The organism is Paenibacillus soyae (assembly GCF_024623455.1).
Taxonomy (GTDB): domain Bacteria; phylum Bacillota; class Bacilli; order Paenibacillales; family Paenibacillaceae; genus Pristimantibacillus; species Pristimantibacillus soyae.
This window is the reverse complement of sequence record NZ_JANIPJ010000091.1, coordinates 1-269: the sequence shown is the minus strand read 5'-3', so window position 1 is coordinate 269 and position 269 is coordinate 1. Positions and strand designations below refer to the sequence as shown.

Sequence of the window (269 nt, the reverse complement as noted above, 5' to 3'; positions counted from 1 at the left end):
GCTGGTGTCGCTGCAATCGGGCAGCGGCGCACCGGACCTCGCGGACATCGAGCTCGGAAAGTTCCCGAACTTCTTGAAAGGCGAGCCGCAGCTGGTGCCGCTTAATGACATCGTCGAGCCGGAGCTCGGCAATCTCGTCAAAGCGCGCTTTGACATCTACGCGAAGGACGGCAACTACTACGGTGTGGATTATCACGTTGGCGCGTCGGTTATCTATTACAACAAGGAATTGTTGGACAAAGCGGGCGTGAACCCGGCCGACATCAAGA

1 protein-coding gene is annotated in these 269 nt (G+C 57.6%); it reads left to right on the top strand.

The features are described from left to right. The coding region (locus NQZ67_RS30940; RefSeq protein WP_257453186.1) for an extracellular solute-binding protein at window positions 1-269 on the top strand (269 nt) is incomplete at both ends.